Source organism: Jiangella mangrovi, from assembly GCF_014204975.1.
In the GTDB taxonomy this organism is placed as follows: Bacteria; Actinomycetota; Actinomycetes; order Jiangellales; family Jiangellaceae; genus Jiangella; species Jiangella mangrovi.
This window is the reverse complement of sequence record NZ_JACHMM010000001.1, coordinates 2,480,992-2,502,562: the sequence shown is the minus strand read 5'-3', so window position 1 is coordinate 2,502,562 and position 21,571 is coordinate 2,480,992. Positions and strand designations below refer to the sequence as shown.

Below are 21,571 nucleotides of genomic sequence, written 5' to 3'. Positions count from 1 at the left end.
GCCTAACGGCAGGGCCGGACACTTGGATAATCGTCAGCCGAGGGCGGTGGCCACGGCTTCGGCAAGGCGGCGGGCGGTGGAGCCGTCGGGCTCGCCGTGGTCGGGGTTGAACTCGGTGAGGACGAGGCCGGCGAAGCCGGGGTGCCGAGTCATGACCGCCACCGCCGCCATGACCTGGTCGAGGGAGAGGCCGCGGTACTGCGGGACGTCGGCGGCGGGGAGGTCGAGGAAGTTCACGACGTCGATGTCGAGGTGGACGAGGAAGCGGCCGGCGACGGAGGTGAGGGCGGCGAGCGCCAGCCCGGCCGAGGCGGCGGGGTCGGGCGCGACCGACGCCGCGGGGAAGCGCCAGCTGGGGACCCGGCCGTGCAGGTCCTCGTCGTCGTCGGCGTAGCCGAAGAAGCAGACGTGGTCGGCGGTGAGCAGCGGGCGCCGCGGGCCGAACGAGCTCAGCTCCGGCGCGGTGCCGGGGAGGTCGAGCAGGTGCGCGACCCCCATGCCGTCGGCGATGGGCTCGTGCGGATGGTCGGCGAGGTTCATGAGGTCCTGGCCGCCGTCGACGTACATGAGGCCCAGAGGCCGGCCGGCGTCGGCGAACGCGCTGAGGACCGCGATGGTCAGCGTGCACTCGCCGCCGACGACGAACGGCAGCCGGCCCGCGACCAACACCTCGGCGACCGCCGCACGGGTGTCGGCCAGCACGTCGAGCACGGCGGCGAGGTTGTTCAGCCCGCCGTCCGCGCGTTGCGCCGCGAACCGGCGCGCCGGCCGGTCGCCGTGGTCGGCGACGTCGAGGCCGGCGGCGCGCAGGAGTTCGACCAGGCCGGCCTCGCGGAGCGCGGCTGGGCCCCGCTCGATGCCGGGCCAGTGCGCGGCCGCGCTGGACGGGACTCCGAGCAGGCCGAACGTCGTCGCCGCCATGTCAGTCGCGCCCCTGCCAGGTGCAGATGCAGACCTCGTTGCCCTCGGGGTCGGCGAGCACCCAGAACGCCGGCGCCCGCCCGTCGCTGACGACGGTGCCGCCGGCGTCGACCGCGGCCCGCAGCCGTCGCTCGGCCTCGTCGTGCGGAAGGGTGAGATCGAAGTGGATGCGGTTGCGCTGCGGCCGCGGCGCAACCATCTGCTGGAACCAGACCGCGGGCCCCTGTCCGAGCGGGTCGACCAGCGCGTGGGTGGGACCGTCGCGCCCGGCCTCGCCGACGTAGCCGAGGACCGCCTTCCAGAACGGCCGCACCGCCGGGATGTCGAGCGCGTCGACGGCGATCTCGAGTGCCTGCTCGGCGCGTGGTTCCGGCGCGCCGACCGCGGGATCGGCGGTGCGCCCGGCCGCGCGCAACGCCGTCGTGATGCGGGCCGCCGCCGCGACCTCCTGTGCGGTGACGTCGGCGATCGACTCGTCCTGCAGGCTCAGCAGCACCCGCCCGGGCCGGAGGTCGACGCGCAGGTGAGCGCCGGCCCCGCCGGCCGCGCGCACCGCCGTCGCCGCGACGTCGACCGCCTGAGCCGGCGAGCCCACGGCGACACCCGTCTGGAACCGCGCCAGCAGGTAGCGCCAGCCGAGGTGCTCGACCGCCGCCGACGCCTCGGACCGACTCAGCGGCCGCTGCTCGCCCTCACCTCCACTCATGCCGGCCATCCTCACACGCGGGTCCGACAACGGCGTGACCTTCTCGGGCCTCCGAGCGATGGCACTGGTAGAAGGCCGGCCGGCCCTTCGCCTCCTACGGCAGCGCCGAGAAGGCCGCCCGCGGGCACGCCGACAAGTACGGCCACGTCACCCAGGTGATCGACCAGTACGGCATCCGGGTCGTCGGCTCGATCCAGAGGCCGAACCCCTAGCCCGCCGCCGACAGGGAGTCACCGGCGGGGCCGCGGACGGCGGCGTCGAGGTCGTTGCGCAGCGCGAACCGCACGAACGTCACCAGCACGACGACGCCCAGCACCGAGGCCGCCACGAACGCCGTCCGCAGGCTCCAGACCTCGGCCACGATGCCGGCCAGGGCGGCACTGGCCGGGATGACGCCCCAGCTGATCATCCGCGACGCCGAGTAGATACGGCCGAGCAGCTCCGGCGGCGAGAGGTTCTGCCGGACGGTCGCCGCCAGGATGCGCCAGATGCTCGACCCCGCCCCGGCGACGACGGCGCCCGCGGCGACCGCCCAGATGCCGGCCCCGACGGCGACCGGCAGCACGAACAGCACCGTCCCGACGGCGTCGGCGATCATCAGCCGCGTGGTTCCGGCCCACCGGCGCAGCGGCTCGACCAGCACCGACGCCAGCAGTCCGCCGACCGCCATGGCCGTGAGCAGCAGGCCGTACTGCGCCGCCGTCAGCCCCAGCGGCCCGGGCTCGACGGCGTAGACGACCAGCAGCGCCGTCGCCACGGCCCAGACGACGTTCATGGCGGCGGTGAAGAGCGTCAGCGTGCGGACCACCGGCTGGCCCCAGAGGAATCGGAACCCGGCGACCAACTCGCCCTTCGCCCGCCGCGCCCCGGCACCCGCGCCCGCCTCCGTTCCCGTCCGCCGCGAGGTCATCGCCAGCACCCCGCCGACGGCGAGCACGTAGAGCGCCGCGCTCGCCCCGGTCGCCAGCGCCAGCGTCGCCCCGGCCAGCAGCCCGGCGAGCGGCGGGCCGGCCAGCTGGTTCGTCACGTTGACGGTCGCCTCGATGCGCGCGTTGGCCCGGCTGCGCCCGGCCGGCTCGACCACCATGGGGATGGTCGACGTCAAGGCGGTGTCGACGAGGGTCTCGGCGACACCCAGCAGGACGGCGGCGACGAGGATCAGCGGCAGCGACAGCACGTCGGTCACGAACGCCGCGGTGACGCCGGCCAGCAGCAGCCCGCGCACGGCGCTGACCACCGCCAGCAGCGTGCGCCGGTCGACGCGGTCGACGATCCAGCCGGCGTGCAGCCCGAACACCGGCCAGGCCAGGGTGAGCGCCGCCGTCACCGCCGCGACCCCGCCGGCCGACGCGCCGACGGCGATGGCCAGGAGCGGCAGCACGAACAGCGCCATGCCGTCGCCGAGGTTGGCCGCGCCCGTCCCGAACCACAGCCCGTTGAACGACCGGCCCAGCGACACCGGCAGCACGCGCATCGGATTCTCACCCTTCATCAGCGTTTCACTGGTCAAGTAGTCCCATGAATCAACCTCACCTGTCAACACGCGATGAATGGTGAGATACCCTCGACGGCATGACCGACGTCGAACTGGTCGGCAACGCGCTCTGCCTCGACTTCGCGAACACCGTCAACGCGCGCCCGGTCGCCACGCGCGACTGGCTGGCGACGCCCGAGCAGGCACTCACCTGGGCCCGCGCAGTGGGGCACCCCGTCGACGGCGACCCGAGCCTCGACTACACGCTGCCGGCGGCCCGCGACCTGCGCGAGACGGTCTACCGGACGTTCCGGCCGCTCGCGCACGGCGAGCGCCCCGCCACCGACGACGTCGAGGACCTCCACGCGGTGCACGCCGAGGGGGTCGCGCACGCCCGGTTCATCGACGACGGCGCAGGCTTCCGGCTCTCGTGGGCGGCGCCGCAGACGATGCGCGTCCTGCTCTGGGAGGTCGCGGCCTCGGCGGTCGCGCTGCTCAGCGCGGGTCCGCTCGACCGGCTGGGCGAGTGCCCGTCGTGCCGCTGGGTGTTCCTCGACACCAGCAAGAACGGCCGGCGACGGTGGTGCAGCATGGCCACGTGCGGCAGCCGCGACAAGGCCCGCCGCTACTACGAGGCGCACACGACCCCCTGATCCGCGGCCGGGGCGCGACACTGGCCCCATGGAGTTCCGCTTCGTCTCGCGCCGGCCGGAGGGGCTGGAGCGCTTCGTGGAGTCGATCTGGTTCGCGCGCGGGCGCATCGACTACCCCGACGAGCGGATCGCGCCGACCGGCTCGACGGTCGCGGTCGTGGTGCTGGGGGACCCGATCCGCGAGACCCCGGCCGACGGCGCCGGCGAGCCGCTGGTCACCGGCACCGGGTTCCTCCTCGGACCGCACGACCGCCCGGTCGTCAACGAGCCGCTGGGCGAGACCCACTGCGTGGGGATCGTGACGACGCCGGTGGGCTGCGAGGCGGTGTTCGGGATCCGGCCGGCGACGATCCGCGGCCGGGTCGTGGACCTCCTGACGGCCTGGCCGGCGGCCACGCCGCTGCGACGACGACTCCTGCACCTCGACGCTCCGGCGCCGGCCCCGACTCCCTGCTCGACGCCCTCACCACGACCCTGACCACGGGCTCCGAACGCCGCGCACAGGAGCGGGACGGGACGCAGCCAGGAGGCGACACCCTCCGAGCGAGACCCCTCCCCCTCCCGCACCCAACCAGACCAGGACTCGAGCGCTGCGAACGAGCGGTCGCCGCCCTCGAAGCGGACCCGGCCCGCGCGATTGGCGCGCTCGCCGCGGAGCTCGGGGTGTCGCACGGTCACCTGGACCGCGAGTTCACCGAGGTCGTCGGGCTGAGTCCGCGGGTACTGGCCCGGATCCTGCGGCTGCGGGTGTTGCTCGCCCGGCTCGACGTCTACGCGCCGGTGCCGTGGCCGGCGCTGGCGGCGGAGCTGGGCTGGTTCGACCAGAGCCACTTCATCCGCGACTTCAAGCGGCACACCGGCGTGACGCCGTCGGAGTACGTCGCGGCCCAGCGCGGCAGCTTCACCCCCGACCAGGCGGCACCCGGCTTCGTTCCCCGCCGCTGACCGGGTCCCGCCTCTGACCGCCAGGTGAAATCCGTACAAGACCGCCGCCACCCGGCCGGAGCACGGTAGGCCCGTGACCGAGGCCTTCCACGCCACCACCGTCATCGACCAGCCCGCCGACGCCGTGTGGACGGCGCTCACCGACTGGTCCCGAGCAGCCGACTGGATGCCCGGCGTCGAGGCCGTGCAGGCCGGCGGGGCGACCGCCGTCGGCACCGAGCTGACCGTGCGCGCCCGCGGCAAGGACCGCACCAGCACGATCACCGCGCTGGACCCCGGCCGCTCGCTCACCCTCACGTCCGTGCAGGGCGGCGTCACCGCCGACTACGCGTACACCGTCGAGCCGAGCGCCGGCGACACCAGCGAGAGCACCACGGTCATGCTGGCCGCCGACGTCCGCACCCGCGGCTGGTGGACCATGTTCGGCCCACTGCTCCGGGCGGCGATCCGGCGGGCCGACGGCGGCCAGCTCGACGCGTTCAGGCACGCGGTTACGGGCGCGCCTGGTGGAACTCGCGGCGGCACTCCTTGAGGTCGACGGTCGCGGTCTCGCCGAGGTTCACGTTCACGGGGACGGTCTGCAGGACGGTGCCGTCGGGCAGCTCGCAGGTGAGGATCCACGGCTCCTCGTAGAACCCGGTCTGGAACCCGTGCACGCCGTCCTCCTGGTAGGCCGGGATGGGACGGTACGACGGGTTCACGGCCCACTCGAACTTGCCGTTGCGGCTGTCGATGGTCAGGTCCGACTCGAGCGTGGTGGTGAACGACGTGGGCCGGGTGCTGCCGTCGGGCTGCAGGTAGGGGCTGGTGTACATGTCGAACGCCTTGGTGATGCGCAGGACGGCGCCCTTGGGGCCCTTGCCGTCGATGACGGCGTACTGGCCGGGGTCCGCGGCGGTCTCGAGGGCGGTGAACATCGCCTCGCGGTGCTCGTCGTACACGTCCAGCACCTGGGTCTGGTAGGTCCGGGCGACGCCGGAGTCGGGGCAGGTCTCGGTCGTGATCGACAGCCCGCGCGTCGCGTAGTAGGCCCAGTCGATCGCCTCGCCGGTGGTCTCGTAGTCCTCGGCCGAGGGCAGCGCGTCGTAGCCCGGGCCGTAGATGGCGGCGATCTCGGACGCCAGCGCGTGCAGCCGGCCGACGTCCTGGGCGGGGCCGGCGGCGAGCTGCAGCGGCGGGTACAGCACGACCTGGATGCAGGTGTGCTGGGTGTTGAACACGACCGCCTGGCGGGTCGACAGCAGCCACTCGATGTTGCGCGTCTCGGGCTCCGACCACGGCGCCGCGCCGCCGGTCGAGATGGGCAGCCAGCCCATGCCGTAGTTGCGGTTCATGTCGGTGTTGGTGTCGGTCTGACGGCGGCCGCGGACGAACCCGTCGACGTTCACGATCGGCACGACGACGACCCGCGCGCGGTCGAGCAGGCGGGTGACGTACCGGTCGCCGGCCGCGGCGCTCTCGACGAGGTCGATGGCGTATTCCATGGTCAGCTCGCCGCTGGGGAACTCGTTGCCGTGGTGCATGCCGACGTCGACGAAGACCGGCTTGCCGTCGTCGGCCTGCACGTTCGTACTGATCTCGATGCCGCGGACCGTGCGGCCGGACGTCGTCGGGTAGGGCAGCGTGACCGGCTTGACCAGGTCCGGGTGCTCGGCGACCAGGGCGGCCATGTCGGCCTCGTAGTCGGCGAGCGTCCGGTACGCGGTGTTGCCGGACGGCAGCCCCGCGGCCTCGGCATCGGCCGACGACGGCGATGGCTCGGTCGCGACGGCGGCGGGGACGGCGACCGCGGGGACCGCCAGGACGGCGGCGGCCGCCAGGACCAGGGTGCGACGCCTCGGACGGGAGTGATCAGTACGCCTCATGAACGCATTCCTCTCCGCAGAACCGACAGGGGGGCTGAGCGGGGCCGGCCAAGATCGTCCGGCCTGACCCGAAGGTTATCGGTTTGTCACTATTCCCACGAGAGGTATGGCATGTCACGTTGCGCTGCATGAGTCATGGCCGTGCGGTAGCTTCCGGTCATGTCCGACCCCGGCGCCCAGCCGCCCACGCCGCCGGCCGACCCGTACCGGGCGCCGGTCACGCCGCCGCCGTCGTACGGCGAGCACCGGGCCGGGTCCGAGCAGCAGCAGTTCCCGCCGTACATCCAGTACCTGCGCGAACAGCAGGCCGCCCAGCAGCAGGCCGGCCATCCGCAGCAGCCTTACGGCGCCTACCCGCGCCCTCAGTACGGCCCGCCCTACGGCCCGTCGTACGGTCCGCCGGGCCCGTGGCCAGGTCAGCGGCCGCCCGAGCGCGTGCCGGGGACGAACGGCCTCGCGGTCGCGGCCCTGGTGTTCGGCATCATCGGCGGCATCCCGCTGGCCATCGCGTTCGGCGTCATCGCGTTGGGACGGACGGCGAACGGCCGGCAGGCGGGCCGCGGACTGGCCGTCGCGGGACTCGTCTGCGCCGGTGTCTGGGTGGCCGGGCTGATCGGCCTCGGCCTCGTCTCGAGCATCACCGAACCCGAGCGCGACGAGGCCGGTCAGCTCACCGAGGAGGGCGACCTGTCGGCGTACGACATCGAGATCGGCGACTGCCTCAACGGGCTGCGCGACGTCGAGGACGACACCAGCGTCGTGTCGCTGCCGGCCGTCCCGTGCTCCGAGCCGCACGAGGGCGAGGTGTATGCGACGTTCGAGCTCACCCGCGACGACTATCCCGGGCTCGACGGCATCATCGCCCAGGCGGACGAGCGCTGCTGGGAGGCGCTGCGCACGTACTCGACGCGGGCCTACGAGGATCAGAACATCGGCTTCCACTACCTGTACCCGGCGGAGGAGATGTGGCCGCAGGACCGTGCGATCGTCTGCATCGCCATGGCCATGGAGGGCACACTCACCGGGAGCCTGAAGGAGCAGACGGGGATCTGACGGGGAACTTGCAGTCTGAGTTAGGTTAGGCAAACCTAGTTGACTGCAGATCATTCTCCGCGAAAGGACCGCGTCCGTGGCGTACCACGAGGGTGTCAGGCTCGCCGAACCACCGGCAACCGGAACCACCGAACCCGCCGACGACCTGCTCGAACGCCAACGCGAACGAGAATCCTCCGCCCGCTCCTACCCGCGCCGCCTGCCGATCGCCCTGGTCGCCGGCCAGGGCAGCACCGTGCGCGACCGCCAGGGCCGCACCTACATCGACTGCCTGGCTGGCGCCGGTGCGCTGGCGCTCGGCCACCACCACCCCGTCGTCGTCCAGGCGCTGCGCGACGTGCTCGACGAGGGCACGCCGCTGTCGACGCTGGACCTGCCGACGCCGGTCCGCGACCGCTTCGTCACCCAGCTCTTCGAGGTGCTGCCGGAGCCGCTGCGCGACGGCCGCATCCTGTTCTGCGGGCCGACCGGGGCCGACGCCGTCGAGGCCGCCGTCAAGCTGGCCCGCACCGCCACCGGCCGGTCCGGGGTGGTCGCGTTCGGCGGCGCCTACCACGGCATGACCCAGGGCACGCTCGCGCTCACCGGCCGCAAGGCGGTCAAGGAGCCGCTCGGCTCGCTGCTGCCCGACGTGCACCACCTCCCGTTCCCGACGGCGTTCCGATCCCCGTTCGGGGCGGACGCCGGTGACGGCGCCGCGATGGCCGGCCGCCTGGTCGAGTGGGCCCTGACCGACGACCTCAGCGGCATCGTCACGCCGGCCGCCGTCATCGCCGAGCCGGTGCAGGGCGAGGGCGGCGTGCAGCCGATGCCGGCGTCGTTCGCCGCGACGGTCCGCCGGGCGACGCGTGCGGCCGGCACCGTCCTCATCGCCGACGAGGTGCAGACCGGTCTCGGCCGCACCGGCGATCTCTGGGCCGGTGACGCCATCGGGCTCGACCCGGACGTGCTGGTGCTGTCGAAGGCGATCGGCGGCGGGCTGCCGCTAGCGGTGGTCGTGTACCGGGGCGAGCTCGACGGCTGGCAGCCCGGCTCGCACGCGGGCACGTTCCGCGGCCAGACGCTGGCCCTCGCCGCGGGCGCCGCGACGATCCGCGAGGTGGTCCGCGCCGGACTGGCGCAGCGTGCGCGCGAGGCCGGCCGCCGGCTCACCGAGGGCCTGCTCACTGTGGCCGCCGACGACCCCCGGGTCGGGCACGTGCGCGGCCGCGGCCTCATGACCGGCGCCGAGCTGGTCGACCCGGTTGTCGTCGACGCCGACGGCGTGCCCGTGCCGGACGGCTGGCTCGCGGCCCGCGTGCAGCGGGCGATGCTCGAGAACGGCGTCATCGTCGAGGTCGGCGGCTCCCACGACGCCGTCGTCCGCTTCCTGCCGCCGCTGGTCATCACCGACGAGGAGATCGACCGGGTGGTCGACGCGTTCGGCGCCGCGCTGCTCGCCGTCCACGCGGAGACCGAGCGGTGAGCGCGCCGCTGTTCCTCGACGGCAGCCCGGCCGCGCACGAGGCACTGCGGGCGGCGGTCGCCGAGGTGCTCGACGTCCTGGCCGCGACCCACCCGGCCGGTAACCACAGTCCGTTCCCGTCCGTCGGCCCGGCCCGGCTGCGCGAGACGGCGAGCGCCATCGAACCGCTGCCCGACGACGGCGAGCCGCTCGGCGAGGTGCTCGCCGACGTCGGCCGGACGGTGCTGGCGCACGGCGCGCGCGTCACCGACCCGTGGTGCGCCGCCCACCTGCACCCGCCGACGCTGCTGACCGCGGCCGCCACGGAGCTGGCGATCGCCGCGACGAACCAGTCCATGGACTCCTACGACCAGGCGCCCATGGCGACCTACGTCGAGGACCGGCTCATCGGCCGGCTGAACGAGCTGATCGGGCTGCCGTTTGCGACGGCGTCGGGGGTACTGACCTCCGGCGGGACGGCGTCCAATCTCCTCGGGCTGCTGCTCGCCCGCGACCACGCCGCCGGCGGGGCCAACCTCAGCGGGCTGCCGGCCGGCGCCGGGCGCTGGCGCATCCTGGCCTCGGCCGGGGCGCACGTCAGCGTCCGCCAGGCCGCCGCCGTGCTCGGGCTGGGCCGTGGCGCCGTCGTCGCCGTCACCACCGACGACGACGGCCGCATGGACGTCGCCGCGCTGGACCGGACCCTGGACCAGCTGGCGCAGACCGGAGGGGCGCCGATCGCCGTCGTCGGGACCGCCGGCACGACCGACACCGGCGCCGTCGACCCCCTGAACGCGCTGGCCGACCGGGCCGCGGCCGCCGGGGCCTGGTTCCACGTCGACGCCGCCGTGGGGTCGGCGCTCGTGCTCAGCGACAGGCTGCGCCCGCTGGTCGCCGGGCTGGAGCGGGCCGACTCCATCACGGCCGACCTGCACAAGCTCTGGTGGCAGCCCATCGGCGCGAGCGCGTTGCTGGTCCGCGACGGGTCGACGTTGGGGAGCGTGCGCGAGCCGGCCGACTACCTCAACCGGACCGAGGACGACGACGTCCTCAACCTGGTCGACCGGTCGCTGGACACCTCGCGCCGGTTCGACGCGCTGAAGATCCTGGTATCACTGCGGGCCACCGGACGGCGGCGGATGGCGGGGCTGGTCGAGCACCTGGTCGACCTCGCGGCGAAGGCCGGCGAGGCTGCGCGGCGGGTGCCGGGCCTCGAGGTGCTGGCGCCGCCGCAGACCGTGACGGTGCTGTTCCGCTGCCGCCCCGACGGGGTCGACGAGGCGTTGCTGGATCGGCTGAACACGCAGGTCCAGCGGCGGTTGCTGGCGTCGGGCCGGGCCGTTGTCGGACGCACGCGCTACCGTGGCCGCGTTGTCCTCAAGATCACTTTCACCAACCCCATGACCACCCACGACGACGTCGCCGGCCTGCTCGCCGCCATCGCGGCCGAGGCGTCGGCCGGCATCGAGGAGGCGGCCAAGGAGGCTCATGCGGCACCGACGGCGACGCGGGGCCGGAGGTCCCGCCGAAACGTCGGTCGAGACCGAACGCCGAACAGTGCGAGGGAGGCTTCGCCGTATGAGCCGATCGACTGATGTCATGACCGGTGTGCTCGAGGCGACCGCGCCGTCGCCCACCACGGCCGCCGACGACGCGACGGCGCACGCGCTGCTGTCCTGCTGGCTGCGCGAGGTTCCCGGCTGGACGCTGGAGGGCGGCCCGGCCGGCCCGCGCATCGTCGTCGCGCTGCCGCACTGGAACGCCCGGCTGCTGGTCGGCGTGCGCCGCGTCTCGGCGACGTTCCGGCACCAGCTCGAGCTGCCGGCGCTGGTCCGGATCGGTGACGGCGAGCCGCGGCCGGTGGGGCTGGCGCAGCTGGCCGTGCTGCTCGCCGACGCGCTGCCCGGCACCGGCCTGCGCACCGAGCCGCTGCTCGCCCGGGTTCTCGACAGCGCCGCCGCCGTCGCCGGGTACCTCGACGGCCGGGCGGGCGAGGTCGACCGGCTCTGGTCCGCCGAGCCGCTGACGTTCATCGAGACCGAGCAGGCGCTGCTGCTGGGTCACCTCGTCCACCCCACGCCGAAGAGCCGGGGCGAGCTGGGCGCCGTCGAGCGGCTGCGGTTCTCCCCCGAGACCGGCGGCCGGTTCGCGCTGCGCTGGCTGGCGGCCGACCGCTCGCTCGTCCGGCACGGCAGCGCACTGGACACCCCGGCGCCCGAGCTGGCCGCAGCGCTGCTGCGCGGCGATCCCGCCGTCGACCTCGCGTCCCTGCGGGCGACCCTCGACGCGGTCGGCGGCGACCGCGTGCTGCTGCCGGCGCACCCGTACGAGGCCGACCGGCTCGCGGCCGACCCGCAGACGGCGGAGCTGTTCGACACCGGCGCGGTCGTCGACCTCGGCGCGTGGGGGTCGCCGTTCCTGCCGACCACCTCGGTGCGGACGGTGTACCGCGCCGACGCGCCCTGGCAGTTGAAGTTCAGCCTGCACGTGCGCGTGACCAACTCCATGCGGGTGACGCTGCCCAAGGAGCTCGACCGCGCGGTGGAGTCGGCGGCGTTGGAGCGCACCGTCGTCGGCGAGTGGACACGGGCGGCCGCGCCGCACTTCTCCCTCGTCCAGGACCCCGCCTACCTGACGGTGGCCCGCGACGGCGCAGTACTGAACGGGTTCTCCGTGCTGTTCAGGGCGAACCGGTGGGGGCCGGGCGGCTCGCGCGACGTCAGCGCGCTCACCACGCTCTGCCAGGACCACCCCTACGGCGGACGCAGCCGGCTCGGGGCCATCGTCGCGGGCATCGCGGCCCGCGAGGGACGCACCGAGGACGCCGTCGCCCGCGAGTGGTTCGGCCGGTTCTGCGACGTCGTCGTGCGCTCGCTGGCCCGGCTCTACCTCGACGTCGGGCTGTGCTTCGAGGCGCACCAGCAGAACACGCTGGTCGAGCTCGAGGACGGCTGGCCGGTGCGCGGTGTCTACCGCGACAGCCAGGGCTACTTCCACCGCGAGGCCGCCCATGGCGACCTCGTCGCCGTCGTGCCCGGGCTCGGCGAGGTCACCGAGTCGATCTTCCCCGAGGAGCTGGCCGACGAGCGGCTGGTCTACTACCTGTTCGTCAACCTCACCCTCGGCGTCGTCAACGCGCTCGGGCCGTCGATCGACGAGTCGGTGCTGCTGGGCGACCTGCGCCGGGTGCTGACCGAAGAACGCACGCGCGGCGGGCGCTACCCGGCCACGCTGCTCGACCGGCTGCTCGACGACGACCGCTGGCCCTGCAAGGCCAACCTCCTGACCCGGGCGCACGACATGGACGAGCTGGTCGGCGACATCGCGACGCAGTCGGTGTACGTGACGCTGCCGAACCCGCTGCTGGGGGTGGTGGGGACATGACGCCCAGGGAGGCTCATGCGGCACCGACGGCGACGCGGGGCCGGAGGTCCCGCCGAGTCGTTGGTCGAACCCGGCCGTCGAACGGTTTGAGTGAGGAATTGCCGCATGAGCCGATCGACTGATGTTGTGGCCTGGTCGGTCACGCTGCCCGGCACGACGGAGGAGCTGACATTCGCGCCGGTGCGGGCGGCCGAGGACGCCGAGCTGGTCCACGACTGGATGAACCGGTCGCACGTGGTGCCGTGGTGGCAGCTCGGGGTGTCGCTCGACGAGATCCGGTCGTATCTGACCGAGCTGACGCACCTGCGGCCGTGGCTGGTGTCGGCGCACGGAGTGCCGTTCGGCTACGTCGAGACCTATGTCGTCGCCGACGATCCGCTGGTCGGGTACTACCCCGCGCAGGCGGGCGACCAGGGGTTCCACCTCCTGGTCGGGCCGCTGTCCATGCTCGGCACCGGGGTGCCTCGGCTCATGGGCCGGGCCGTCCTGGCGTGGTCGCTGAACCGCGGCGACCGCGCCGTCTGCGAGCCCGACGTGCGCAACGGCCGCATGCTGGCCTACTGCGACCGGCTCGGGCTCTCGTCGCTGGGCGAGGTCGACCTGCCGGAGAAGCGGGCGGCGGTGCTGGCCTGCACGCGGGCCGAGTTCGACGCGCGCTGGCCCGGCGACCGCGCAGCAGTGGCGACGGCGTCTGCTGCGGGGGCGGTCTCGTGAGTGGGTACGAGCACGACGTCATCGGGGTCGGGCTGGGACCGTTCAACCTGGGGCTGGCCGCGCTGCTCTCGCCGGTGGACGTCGACGCCGTCTTCTTCGAGGCGTCGCCCCGGTTCGCCTGGCACCCCGGGCTCATGCTGCCCGGCACGACGCTGCAGGTGCCGTTCCTGGCCGACCTGGTGACGCTGGCCGACCCGACCAGCCGCTGGTCCTTCCTCAACTACCTGCACCAGCGCGGGCGGCTGTACCGGTTCTACTTCTACGAGCGGTTCCACGTGCCGCGGGCGGAGTTCGACGCCTACGCGCGCTGGGTCGCCGAGTCGCTGCCGTCCTGCCGGTTCGGCGCCCGGGTGTCGTCGGTGACGCCGCTCGGCGGGCCGGACGGCGGCTGGCGGGTCGCCGTCGTGACGGCGGACGGGTCGGCCGAGGAGCACACCGCGCGGTCGGTGGTGTTCGGCGTCGGCAGCCGGCCGTTCGTGCCGCAGATGGCCCGCGAGGTGCTGGGCGAGGACGTCTTCCACACCGAGGACTACCTGACCTATCGCGAGAAGGCGGTCACGGCGTCCGCCGTCACCGTCGTCGGGTCCGGGCAGAGCGCCGGCGAGGTGGTCGCCGACCTACTCGACGCCGGGCTGCCCAGCGGGCTGACACTCGACTGGTTCACGCGCTCGCGCGGCTTCCTGCCCATGGAGTACTCCAAGCTCGGGCTCGAGCACTTCACGCCCGAGTACACCGCGTACTTCCACGGGCTGCCGCCGGCGCGGCGCGACGAGCTCCGGGCCGGCCAGGACCTGCTCTACAAGGGCCTGTCGGCCGAGACCAGCGAGCGCATCTACGACCTGCTCTACGAGGCGACGGTCGATCGCGACGACCCGCCGGTGGCGTACGCGGGTTCCTGCGAGCTGCTGGCGATCGATCCGTCGCCGGTGCCCGGACGGCGGTGGCGGCTCACCTGGCGGCAGCGCGACCAGGACCGCACGTTCACCCGCGACACCGACGTCGTGGTGCTGGGGACGGGGCACGAGCCGGCGCCGCTGCCGGTGGAGTCCGGGCTGGTCGCGCTCGACGCGCTGGGCCGGCCCGAGGTCTCGCTGGACTACCGGCTCACGCTGGCGTCCGGCGCGCCGTCGACGCTGTTCGCCCAGAACGCCGAGCTGCACACCCACGGCGTCGGCGCCCCCGACCTCGGGCTCGGCGCGCACCGCAACGCCGTCATCGTCAACCAGCTGGCCGGTCGGCAGGTCTACGCCGTCCCCGACCGCACCGTCTACCAGAGCTTCGGCGTCCCCGAGGAGGCCCGTCCCCATGACCACCCCTGACCTGGAGCAGTGGGAGCGAGCCAGCCGCGAGCTGATCGCGAAGCTGCTCACCGAGTTCCGCTACGAAGAGATCATCGCGCCGGCGATCTCCGCGTCCGGAGCGTTCGCGGTGGAGTTGCCGGGCGGGACCCTGACGGGGCGAGCGGTGCGGCGGGCGCTGGACTGGTGGCGGGTGCTCCCCGAGTCGCTGTCCTGGTCCGGTGGCGGAGCCACCGACGGCGGGGCGCTGCCCGATGCCGTCGAGGTGTTCACGGCGGTGCTGACCGCGGCGGGCGCCGAGCCGTCCACCGTCGCCGGGGCCGTCTCGGAGCTGTCCTCGACGCTGCTGACCGACGCGCGGCAACTGGCGACGGCGCGTCCGGCGGCCGAGCTCGTCGACCTCGAACCGGTGCTGGTCGAGGCCGAGCTGACCGGGCACCCGTGGATCGTCGCCAACAAGGGCCGGGTCGGCTTCGGCGCCGACGACCTGCTCGCCTACCCGCCCGAGGCCCGGGCCGACGTCCGGCTGCTCTGGCTGGCCGCGTCGCCCTCCGTGGCCGACGCCGTCACCGTCGACGGGCTGGACCATCACGCCGTCGTACGCGAGCAGGTCGGCGACGCGGCGTTCGAGGCGCTGCGGGCGGGGGCGCAGCTGGGCGGGCTGGACCCGTCGACGTGCGTCTTCGTGCCCGTGCATCCGTGGCAGTGGGCGCACCGGATCCTGCCGCTGCACGCGGCGCAGCTGGCCCGGGGCGAGCTGGTCTTCCGCGGCGAGGGCCCGGCGCGGTACCGCCCGCAGCTGGCGATCCGCACCATGACCGACCTCGACGACCCCACGCGGCGCTACCTCAAGCTGCCGCTGTCGATCCTCAACACGTCGGTCTACCGCGGGCTGCCGCGCGAGCGGACGCTGGCCGCGCCGGCGCTGACGTCCTGGCTGTCGTCGGTGGTCGACGGCGACGACTTCCTGCGCGAGACCGGGCTGATCCTGCTCGGCGAGGTGGCCGGGGTCAGCGTGGCGCACCCGGTGTACTCCACCATGGCGGGGGCGCCGTACCAGTACACCGAGCTGCTCGGGGCCATCTGGCGCGAGCCGGTGCAGCCGTACCTGCGCGACGGCGAGCAGGCGGTCTCGCTGGCCGCCCTGATGCACGTCGACCCGTCCGGCGGGACGTTCGCGGGCGCCCTGGTCGAGCGCAGCGGGCTGACGGCGGCCGAGTGGGTCGAGCGGCTCCATCAGGCGGTCCTGCCGCCGCTGCTGCACGTGCTCTACAAGTACGGCGCGATGTTCTCGCCGCACGGCCAGAACTGCATGATCGTCCACCGCGACGGCGTCCCGACCCGGCTGGTCGTCAAGGACTTCGTCGACGACCTCGCGATCTGTTCCGAGTCGATCCCCGAGCACGCCGGCCTGACCCCCGCCGTCCGCGCCGCCCTGGCCGACGTGATCCTCGACGGCAAGACGCTGCGCAAGTACCTCCAGAACGGCCTGCTGATCTGCGTCTACCGCTACCTCGCCGAACTCCTCACCGACCGCATGGGCTTGTCAGAACGCGACTTCTGGACCTCAGCACGCACAGTGCTGACCACCTACCAGAACAGATTCCGCGGAGAACTCTCCGACCGCTTCCCCATCTTCGACCTCGAGTCCCCCACCTTCCCGAAACTCTGCTTGAACCGCCTGCGCCTCTTCGAACGCGGCTACGCCGACGACCCCGAACGCCCCGTCATCCAAGCCCAAGGCACCGTCCCCAACCCCCTCTCCCCACACTTCCCCCACTGAGCCGCCCCGGAGCGACAGAGCGCCGCACGAGCCGAGCCGCGGGGTGGGTGCGGCCGGAAGGCGGAGCCGGCGTCAAGAGCGCACGCGGCATGCTTCACCGCCGCGAAGCGGAGCCGGCGCAGCCTTCCGGCCGCACCCACCCACTCAGGCCTAGTGAAGTTCGTCCCGACGCCATAGCCCCGCGGCGTGCTCGAGCTCTTCCGCCATGCGGAGGTTCCCCTTCGCCAGCCGGGTCTGCCGCCGTCCTTCCTCTTCGGGGAGGTCGTCGGCGGAGTGGGCGCGGCCGGCGGCGACGACGCGGCAGAAGGCGCCGGCGCGTTCGAGGGCGACGGCGAAGTCGCCGGTGAAGGCGCTGGTGAGGACGGCGTCGCCGAGGGCGGCGACTTCGTCCGGGCCGGGCGGGTGCGCGACTCCTGCGACCGCCGTCGAGACCTCTGCGACGCGCTCGCCCACGGCGAAGACGCGCGCGGCCTCGGCGCCGTTGCGGTGCACCCAGCTGCGCAGCAGGTAGAGCGACCAGAGCGTGCCGGGCAGGGTGCCGGGGCCGGAGCCGCGCCAGAGTTCGGCGATCTCGTCGAGGCCGATGCGGTCGGCGAGCTCGAGGAGGCGGGGTGTGGTGCCGGGCTCGGCCCGGGCGGCCTGCAGGACGGCGGCTGCGGTGGCGTGCGCGACGGCGGTGCGGTCGGCGGGGTCGGGGTCGCCGAGCAGATCGGGCAGCTCGGAGCGCAGCTGCGGTCGCCGGTGGTGGTGGCGCTCGGATCTGCCTTCGGTCACGTCTCCATTGTCCCTTGTGTGCGCAGCGGCCCGCGACTCAGGCCTCGAACGTGTCGCCCGGCGCCAGGACCCGCAGCTCCGTCTCGTCGGGCGTCAGCCGGTCGTACAGGGCGAAGTAGAGGTCGGGGATGGCCAGCAGGGCGTCGTGGATGGGGATGGCGACGTCCGGCGTGAGGGCCCGGACGTAGTCGATGACCTCGCTGGCCTTCGACCACGGCGCGTTGGTGGGCATGCCGAGGATCTCGACGTCGACGTCGGGGATCGTGTAGGAGTCGCCGGGGTGCAGGAACCGGCCGCTGATCAGGTAGGCGACGTTCGGGATGACCGGCACGTCGGGGTGGATCACCGCGTGCTGCCCGCCGAACACGTCGACCGTGGTGCCGACGTGCAGCCGCTCACCCGGCTGGACGCCCGTGGCGGCGATGCCGGACTCGGCCAGCACGGTCGCGGTGCCGCCGTCGGCGTGCAGCACGGCTTCGGGGTTGCGCTCGAGCACCTGCCGCAATCGCTCGACGTCGACGTGGTCGGGGTGCTGATGGGTGACGAGCACGGCGGTCAGCCCGGTGAGCGTCTCGAACCCGCGCGAGAAGCTGCCCGGGTCGATGAGGATGCGGGCGTCGCCGTCCTCGACGAGGACGCAGGAGTGCTCGTACTTCGTCAGCCTCATGATCCCGAGGCTAGCGCTCCCGCGGCGGTTCCGCGCGTCCGCCGCCCGGCTGCCAGAGGACGTCGCCGTCGGCGCGGTTGGCGTAGCGGGACAGGATGAACAGCAGGTCCGAGAGCCGGTTCAGGTAGGTCGCGGTGAGCGGGTTGACGCCGCCGTCGTCGCCCGTGCCGTATTCCTCGATGGCCCGCCAGGCCGACCGCTCGGCCCGTCGCACGCCGGTGGTGGCGACGTGCAGCTGGGCGGCGGTGAGGCTGCCGCCGGGCAGGATGAACGAGGTCAGCTTGGGGACCTCGGCGTTGTAGCGGTCGCAGTCGGCCTCGAGCTCCTCGATCCAGCCGGCCTGGACCCGCAGCGGCGGGTACTCGTACTCGGGCTTCAGCGGCACGCAGAGGTCGGCGCCGACGTCGAAGAGGTCGTTCTGGACCCGCTGCAGGACGCCGAGGACATCGGGCTCCAGCCCGGCGCCGCCGGTGCCGCCGCGCTCGAGGGCGACGGCGACCCCGATGGCCGCGTTGGCCTCGTTGGCGTCGGCGTAGGCGGCCAGCCGCGGGTCGGTCTTGCGGGTGCGGCTGAAGTCGCCCAGCCCGGTGGTGCCGTCGTCGCCGGTGCGGGTGTAGATCCTCGTCAGCCTGACCACGTCTCCACCCTACGGGGTGGGATGCTCGGCAGGATGTCGTCGACGCTGCTGCCGGTCGGGCCGGCCCTGGGTGTCGCGATGGCGGTCCTCGTGGTGGTCGCCGTCGCGGTGAGCGTCGCGGCCCGGCTCGGGCACGACCGCGCCGTCGTCACGGCCGCGCTGCGGGCGGTGGTCCAGCTCACCGGCGTCGCGCTGGTGCTCGCCGCCGTCGTCGAGGTCGAGCCGCTGGTGGCCGCGTTCCTGCTGGTGATGCTGGCGACGGCGACCGTGACGGCCGGGCGGCGGATGACGCGCGACCGGTCCTGGCGGTGGGCGGCCGTGCCCGTGGCGAGCGGGCCGCTGCTGGTCGTGACGGCGCTGCTGGCGGTGGGAGTGCTGCCCACGACGCCGCTGGCCGTCATCGCCGTCGCCGGGATCCTCATCGGTGGCGCCATGACGTCGGCGGCCCTGGCCGGGCGGCGGGCACTGGACGAGCTGGCGGCCCGGCGGGGTGAGGTAGAGGCCGCGCTGTCGGTCGGCCTGCTGCCCCGCGACGCCGCCCTGGAGATCGGCCGGCCCCAGGCGGCGACCGCGCTGATCCCCGTCCTCGACCAGACCCGCACGGTCGGGCTGGTGGTCCTGCCGGGCGCGTTCGTCGGCATGCTCATCGGCGGCGCCGACCCGATCCAGGCGGGCGCCGTCCAGCTGTTCGTGCTGGTCGCGCTGCTGGCCATCGAGGCGATCGCCGTCGCCCTGACCATCGAGCTGGTGGCCCGGGGCGTGATCGTCCGGCCCTGACCGGTGATCGTCAAGGTGATCCTTCCCACGCGAGAAGGCTGGGAACAACCACGGACATCAGGTAGTTTCAGGTACTGGCGACGGCCCTTCGGGGCTCTCGCTGGGCGGCGGGCCGTGGTAACCCCGGGTCCCACTTATAGCCGCTACGAGCGGCCGTTGCGCCGAGAGGCGTTCCCGGCCCGTTGCCCGAACCACCCCCAGCCTCGTCCATCGGACGAGCACGTCACGACCACCCCAGCTCGTGCAGGCGGTCGTCATCGATGCCGAAGTGGTGCGCCACCTCGTGCACGACCGTGATCAGCACCTCCTCGACGGCGTCGTCGGGCGTGTCGCAGATGCGCAGGATCGGCAGCCGGAACAGCCTGATGGTGTCCGGCAGCACGCCGGTGTACCACTCGCCGCGCTCGGTCAGCGGGGTGCCCTCGTAGAGCCCGAGCACCTCCGGCGCGTCGTCCGGAGCCTCGTCCTCGATCAGGATCACCACGTTGTCCATCATCTGGGCGAGCTCCGGCGGGATCTCGTCGATCGCCTCGGACACCAGCCGTTCGAACTCCGTCTCGGTCAGCTCCAGCACGGGTCCAGTCTCGCCTGCCGAACCGGGACGGGCCGATTCAGGTCCGGGAAATGTGTTACCAACGAAGCGTGGACGTGGTGACGGAGACGAGCCCGCCGGGCGAACCGGTGCGGCGGCACACGTGGCGGGACCTCACGCGTCCCGCCACGTGGCCGTCGTGGCTGCGCCGGCTCTTCACCTGGGCGAGTCCGGTCGTGCTGGCGCTGGCCGGCGCGTGGGTCGCGCTCATGGTCGCCGGCACCACACAGGCCTACGTCGGGCCGCTGGCCATCGACGTCGCCTTCCGGCCGGCGTTCACCGGCGAGTCGGTCATCCATCTCGACCCCGTCGGCGCCGTCGTCCTCGACACCCACTCCGGGCCGGTGACGCTGGACATCTCGGTCCGCCAGGTCGACCTCGACGGGCTCAGCGGCTACGTCGCCGACCCGTACTCGCTGTCGAGCCTGGACGACCAGATCACCAACGGCATCCAGGACGTCCTGGTCGACGCCGCCGTGCGGGCGGCGCTCACCGCCGTCATCGGGGGCGCGCTGGCCGCGGCGCTGGTGCTGCGGTCGGTGCGGCGGACGCTGCTGGCGGCCGGCGTCGCGACGGGGGCCGTGCTGGGCTCGTACGGGCTGGCGGCCCTGACGTACGACCCCGAGTCCGTCCGCGAGCCCGCCTACACCGGGCCGCTGGCGGCGGCGCCGCAGCTGATCGGCAACGCCGAGGACATCGCGACCAACTTCGACGCCTACGCCGACCAGCTGGCCGGGTTCGTCGCCAACGTGGCCGCCGTCTACGACACCACCCTCAACCTGCAGACGTTCCAGCCCACCGACGGCACCATCCGCGTCCTGCACGTGTCGGACCTGCACCTCAATCCGGCCGCCTGGGACGTCATCGACTCCGTCGCCGACCAGTACGACGTCGACGTCATCGTCGACAGCGGCGACATCGTCGACCAGGGCACGCCGCTGGAGAACTCCTACGTGCGGCCCATCGCCGACCTCGGCCGGCCCTACGTGTTCGTCAAGGGCAACCACGACTCCGTCGCCACCGCCGCCGCCGTCGCCGCCGCACCCAACGCCGTCGTCCTGGACGGCGAGCCCGCCGAGGTGGGCGGGCTGCGGTTCATGGGCGCACCGGACCCGCGCTTCACCCCGGACAAGTCCGTCCGCGGCGTCTTCGACGAGCAGCTCCAGGAGGGCACCGAGGAGTTCGCCGACGAGGCGGCCGCGCTCGATCCGCCCCCGGACGTCATCGTCTTCCACGACCCCAGCAACGCCGAGCTGTTCGACGGGATCGCGCCACTGGTGCTCTCGGGTCACGCGCACAAACGCGACACCTACGTCCTCGACGAGGGCACCCGGGTCATGGTCCAGGGCTCCACCGGCGGCGCCGGGCTGCGTGGCCTACGTGACGAAGATCCCACTCCGGTCGATCTCTCGGTCCTGTACTTCGATCCGGAGACGAAAGCGCTCGTGGCCTGGGACGACCTCACCCTCGGCGGCCTCGGCCAGACCAGCGCGGAGATCGACCGGCACCAGGTCGGCGAGGACGACGGCGCCGCTCAGGGACCCGCAGACCCCTCGCAAGCTCCCGATTTGGAGAACTGAGCGCGTCCTTCTATGCTTTCAACGTCCCGAACGGCGACGAGCCATGGGCCCATGTCGTCACTCGATCTGGTCCCCATCGTCTAGCGGCCTAGGACTCCGCCCTTTCAAGGCGGCAACGCGGGTTCGAATCCCGTTGGGGATGCGGTGCCCTGCTTCGGCAGGAAACCGGGCAAGACAGCACGGCAGTAGTACCAGCAAGGTCCTGTGGAGCAGCTCGGAGTGCTCGCCGCCCTGTCAAGGCGGAGGTCGCGGGTTCAAGTCCCGTCAGGACCGCCAGCAACACCCACAGCTCAGAGGCCATCCT

Annotated in this window: 21 protein-coding genes and 2 tRNA genes; 15 read left to right on the top strand and 8 right to left on the bottom strand. The window is 73.3% G+C overall.

The features are described 5' to 3' along the window. Positions 1-33 precede the first annotated feature (33 nt). From HD601_RS11695 to HD601_RS11685, 3 genes are all read right to left on the bottom strand, one after another. Positions 34-921: an arginase family protein gene (locus HD601_RS11695; RefSeq protein WP_184822044.1), complete on the bottom strand. Its 888-nt coding sequence runs from the start codon at positions 919-921 to the stop codon at positions 34-36. Between the two features lies 1 nt (position 922). Next, on the bottom strand, positions 923-1,627 hold the full coding sequence (locus HD601_RS11690; RefSeq protein ID WP_184822042.1) for a VOC family protein: 705 nt from the start codon (positions 1,625-1,627) through the stop codon (positions 923-925). 208 nt (positions 1,628-1,835) lie between these two features. Continuing rightward, on the bottom strand, positions 1,836-3,101 hold the full coding sequence (locus HD601_RS11685) for an MFS transporter (protein ID WP_184822040.1): 1,266 nt from the start codon (positions 3,099-3,101) through the stop codon (positions 1,836-1,838). A 98-nt stretch (positions 3,102-3,199) separates the two neighbouring features. Here HD601_RS11685 and HD601_RS11680 point away from each other — a divergent pair, with 98 nt between their 5' ends. From HD601_RS11680 to HD601_RS11665, 4 genes are all read left to right on the top strand, one after another. Beyond that, positions 3,200-3,754 (top strand): CGNR zinc finger domain-containing protein, encoded by a 555-nt coding sequence (locus HD601_RS11680; RefSeq protein ID WP_184822038.1) that lies wholly within the window; start codon positions 3,200-3,202, stop codon positions 3,752-3,754. A gap of 28 nt (positions 3,755-3,782) precedes the next feature. Then, complete coding sequence (locus HD601_RS11675; protein WP_184822036.1) at positions 3,783-4,232, top strand: DUF6597 domain-containing transcriptional factor; 450 nt, start codon at positions 3,783-3,785, stop codon at positions 4,230-4,232. Beyond that, positions 4,136-4,699, top strand: coding sequence for a helix-turn-helix domain-containing protein (locus HD601_RS34735; protein ID WP_343076498.1), 564 nt, complete (start codon positions 4,136-4,138; stop codon positions 4,697-4,699). The genes HD601_RS11675 and HD601_RS34735 overlap by 97 nt, the downstream gene beginning before the upstream one ends. A gap of 73 nt (positions 4,700-4,772) precedes the next feature. Beyond that, positions 4,773-5,231 (top strand): SRPBCC family protein, encoded by a 459-nt coding sequence (locus tag HD601_RS11665; RefSeq protein WP_184822032.1) that lies wholly within the window; start codon positions 4,773-4,775, stop codon positions 5,229-5,231. On the opposite strand, the gene HD601_RS11660 is transcribed toward HD601_RS11665, so the two are convergent. Further along, the gene (locus HD601_RS11660) at positions 5,191-6,564 is read right to left on the bottom strand and encodes a M14 family zinc carboxypeptidase (protein WP_184822030.1); all 1,374 of its coding nucleotides are present in this window, start codon (positions 6,562-6,564) and stop codon (positions 5,191-5,193) included. The genes HD601_RS11665 and HD601_RS11660 overlap by 41 nt on opposite strands. Before the next feature lie 159 nt (positions 6,565-6,723). Between HD601_RS11660 and HD601_RS11655 the strand changes: the two genes are divergently transcribed. The 7 genes from HD601_RS11655 (at position 6,724) to HD601_RS11625 (ending at position 16,240) form a co-directional block, all read left to right on the top strand. Beyond that, positions 6,724-7,617 carry a DUF4190 domain-containing protein gene (locus tag HD601_RS11655; protein ID WP_184822028.1) on the top strand — a complete coding sequence of 298 codons (894 nt, stop codon included), beginning with the start codon at positions 6,724-6,726 and terminating at the stop codon, positions 7,615-7,617. 76 nt (positions 7,618-7,693) lie between these two features. Next, on the top strand, positions 7,694-9,082 hold the full coding sequence (locus HD601_RS11650) for a diaminobutyrate--2-oxoglutarate transaminase family protein (protein ID WP_343076402.1): 1,389 nt from the start codon (positions 7,694-7,696) through the stop codon (positions 9,080-9,082). Then, entirely contained in the window at positions 9,079-10,656 is a 1,578-nt protein-coding gene (locus HD601_RS11645) for a pyridoxal-dependent decarboxylase (protein WP_184822026.1), read from the top strand. Before HD601_RS11650 ends, HD601_RS11645 begins: the two co-directional genes overlap by 4 nt. A gap of 4 nt (positions 10,657-10,660) precedes the next feature. Next, a complete protein-coding gene (locus HD601_RS11640; RefSeq protein WP_184822025.1) occupies positions 10,661-12,445 on the top strand; it encodes an IucA/IucC family protein in 1,785 nt (594 codons plus the stop codon). Positions 12,446-12,550: 105 nt separating this feature from the next. After that, positions 12,551-13,159, top strand: a complete 609-nt coding sequence (locus HD601_RS11635) for a GNAT family N-acetyltransferase (RefSeq protein WP_184822023.1) — start codon at positions 12,551-12,553, stop codon at positions 13,157-13,159. Beyond that, positions 13,156-14,478, top strand: coding sequence for a SidA/IucD/PvdA family monooxygenase (locus HD601_RS11630; RefSeq protein ID WP_184822021.1), 1,323 nt, complete (start codon positions 13,156-13,158; stop codon positions 14,476-14,478). The genes HD601_RS11635 and HD601_RS11630 overlap by 4 nt, the downstream gene beginning before the upstream one ends. Then, positions 14,465-16,240, top strand: a complete 1,776-nt coding sequence (locus HD601_RS11625) for an IucA/IucC family protein (RefSeq protein WP_184822019.1) — start codon at positions 14,465-14,467, stop codon at positions 16,238-16,240. Before HD601_RS11630 ends, HD601_RS11625 begins: the two co-directional genes overlap by 14 nt. Before the next feature lie 150 nt (positions 16,241-16,390). Here HD601_RS11625 and HD601_RS11620 read toward each other — a convergent pair whose 3' ends face one another. From HD601_RS11620 to HD601_RS11610, 3 genes are read right to left on the bottom strand one after another with little or no spacing between them, the layout of a single operon-like run. Continuing rightward, positions 16,391-17,014: a hypothetical protein gene (locus HD601_RS11620; RefSeq protein ID WP_184822017.1), complete on the bottom strand. Its 624-nt coding sequence runs from the start codon at positions 17,012-17,014 to the stop codon at positions 16,391-16,393. Between the two features lie 37 nt (positions 17,015-17,051). Beyond that, positions 17,052-17,681: an MBL fold metallo-hydrolase gene (locus HD601_RS11615; RefSeq protein ID WP_184822015.1), complete on the bottom strand. Its 630-nt coding sequence runs from the start codon at positions 17,679-17,681 to the stop codon at positions 17,052-17,054. A 10-nt stretch (positions 17,682-17,691) separates the two neighbouring features. Then, positions 17,692-18,318, bottom strand: coding sequence for a cob(I)yrinic acid a,c-diamide adenosyltransferase (locus HD601_RS11610; protein WP_184822013.1), 627 nt, complete (start codon positions 18,316-18,318; stop codon positions 17,692-17,694). Positions 18,319-18,351: 33 nt separating this feature from the next. Here HD601_RS11610 and HD601_RS11605 point away from each other — a divergent pair, with 33 nt between their 5' ends. Beyond that, the gene (locus HD601_RS11605; RefSeq protein ID WP_184822011.1) at positions 18,352-19,095 is read left to right on the top strand and encodes an ABC transporter permease; all 744 of its coding nucleotides are present in this window, start codon (positions 18,352-18,354) and stop codon (positions 19,093-19,095) included. A gap of 223 nt (positions 19,096-19,318) precedes the next feature. Here the strand turns inward: HD601_RS11605 and HD601_RS11600 are convergent, their stop codons facing one another. Continuing rightward, positions 19,319-19,669, bottom strand: a complete 351-nt coding sequence (locus HD601_RS11600; protein ID WP_184822009.1) for a metallopeptidase family protein — start codon at positions 19,667-19,669, stop codon at positions 19,319-19,321. Between the two features lie 68 nt (positions 19,670-19,737). On the opposite strand from HD601_RS11600, the gene HD601_RS11595 reads away from it, so the two are divergent. The 3 genes from HD601_RS11595 to HD601_RS11585 all read left to right on the top strand — a co-directional run bounded on the left by HD601_RS11595 (position 19,738) and on the right by HD601_RS11585 (position 21,543). Beyond that, positions 19,738-21,267, top strand: a complete 1,530-nt coding sequence (locus HD601_RS11595; protein WP_184822007.1) for a metallophosphoesterase — start codon at positions 19,738-19,740, stop codon at positions 21,265-21,267. 69 nt (positions 21,268-21,336) lie between these two features. After that, positions 21,337-21,409 (top strand) — tRNA-Glu (locus HD601_RS11590). A gap of 56 nt (positions 21,410-21,465) precedes the next feature. Next, positions 21,466-21,543, top strand: a tRNA-Asp gene (locus tag HD601_RS11585). Positions 21,544-21,571: the final 28 nt, after the last annotated feature.

Excerpts from the sequence above, each read along its gene's own strand:
- HD601_RS11660 (WP_184822030.1), bottom strand. The coding sequence starts at position 6,564 with ATGAGGCGTACTGATCACTCCCGTCCGAGGCGTCGCACCCTGGTCCTG.
- HD601_RS11605 (WP_184822011.1), top strand. The coding sequence starts at position 18,352 with ATGTCGTCGACGCTGCTGCCGGTCGGGCCGGCCCTGGGTGTCGCGATG.
- HD601_RS11680 (WP_184822038.1), top strand. The coding sequence starts at position 3,200 with ATGACCGACGTCGAACTGGTCGGCAACGCGCTCTGCCTCGACTTCGCG.
- HD601_RS11655 (WP_184822028.1), top strand. The coding sequence starts at position 6,724 with ATGTCCGACCCCGGCGCCCAGCCGCCCACGCCGCCGGCCGACCCGTAC.
- HD601_RS11690 (WP_184822042.1), bottom strand. The coding sequence starts at position 1,627 with ATGAGTGGAGGTGAGGGCGAGCAGCGGCCGCTGAGTCGGTCCGAGGCG.
- HD601_RS11675 (WP_184822036.1), top strand. The coding sequence starts at position 3,783 with ATGGAGTTCCGCTTCGTCTCGCGCCGGCCGGAGGGGCTGGAGCGCTTC.
- HD601_RS11625 (WP_184822019.1), top strand. The coding sequence starts at position 14,465 with ATGACCACCCCTGACCTGGAGCAGTGGGAGCGAGCCAGCCGCGAGCTG.
- HD601_RS11695 (WP_184822044.1), bottom strand. The coding sequence starts at position 921 with ATGGCGGCGACGACGTTCGGCCTGCTCGGAGTCCCGTCCAGCGCGGCC.
- HD601_RS11635 (WP_184822023.1), top strand. The coding sequence starts at position 12,551 with ATGAGCCGATCGACTGATGTTGTGGCCTGGTCGGTCACGCTGCCCGGC.
- HD601_RS11685 (WP_184822040.1), bottom strand. The coding sequence starts at position 3,101 with ATGCGCGTGCTGCCGGTGTCGCTGGGCCGGTCGTTCAACGGGCTGTGG.
- HD601_RS11640 (WP_184822025.1), top strand. The coding sequence starts at position 10,661 with ATGACCGGTGTGCTCGAGGCGACCGCGCCGTCGCCCACCACGGCCGCC.
- HD601_RS11615 (WP_184822015.1), bottom strand. The coding sequence starts at position 17,681 with ATGAGGCTGACGAAGTACGAGCACTCCTGCGTCCTCGTCGAGGACGGC.